Origin of the sequence: Mesorhizobium sp. M4B.F.Ca.ET.214.01.1.1 (genome assembly GCF_004791545.1) — a bacterium.
Lineage (GTDB): Bacteria > Pseudomonadota > Alphaproteobacteria > Rhizobiales > Rhizobiaceae > Mesorhizobium > Mesorhizobium abyssinicae.
The window spans coordinates 1-316 of record NZ_SRUX01000215.1 but is presented as its reverse complement, the minus strand read 5'-3'; the positions used below and the strand labels follow the sequence as shown (position 1 = coordinate 316).

1 protein-coding gene is annotated in these 316 nt (G+C 67.4%); it reads right to left on the bottom strand.

Annotation, left to right across the window (positions count from 1 at the left end; all coding sequences use genetic code 11):
- Nucleotides 1-316 (bottom strand): hypothetical protein (locus EN857_RS35140; RefSeq protein ID WP_189522842.1); only part of this gene is annotated, 316 nt, incomplete at both ends.

Genomic DNA, 316 nt, shown 5'->3' with positions numbered 1-316 from the left:
GAGCCGTCCGGCACGACCTCGTAGATGTTCTTGCCGACATCGGCCAGCGTCAGTCCGCCGATCGACCAGGCGCCGCCGGCCCCCGTCGTCGTCGAGCGGTCGCCGGCGCTGAGATCGCCGCTGTTGTCGTCGTCGATGAAGATGGTCACCGGATCATGCGACCAGGCGGTGTCGTCGGCGCTCGTGCCGTCGCCGGTCAGGTCCTCGTACTTGGTGCCACTGATCGAGAAGTCGAGGAAGTTGGTGAAGTCGTTGCCGCTGTCGGTGCCGCCGCTGCCGGGATTGCCGACGGTCTGCACCAGGGTGCCGGTCTGCT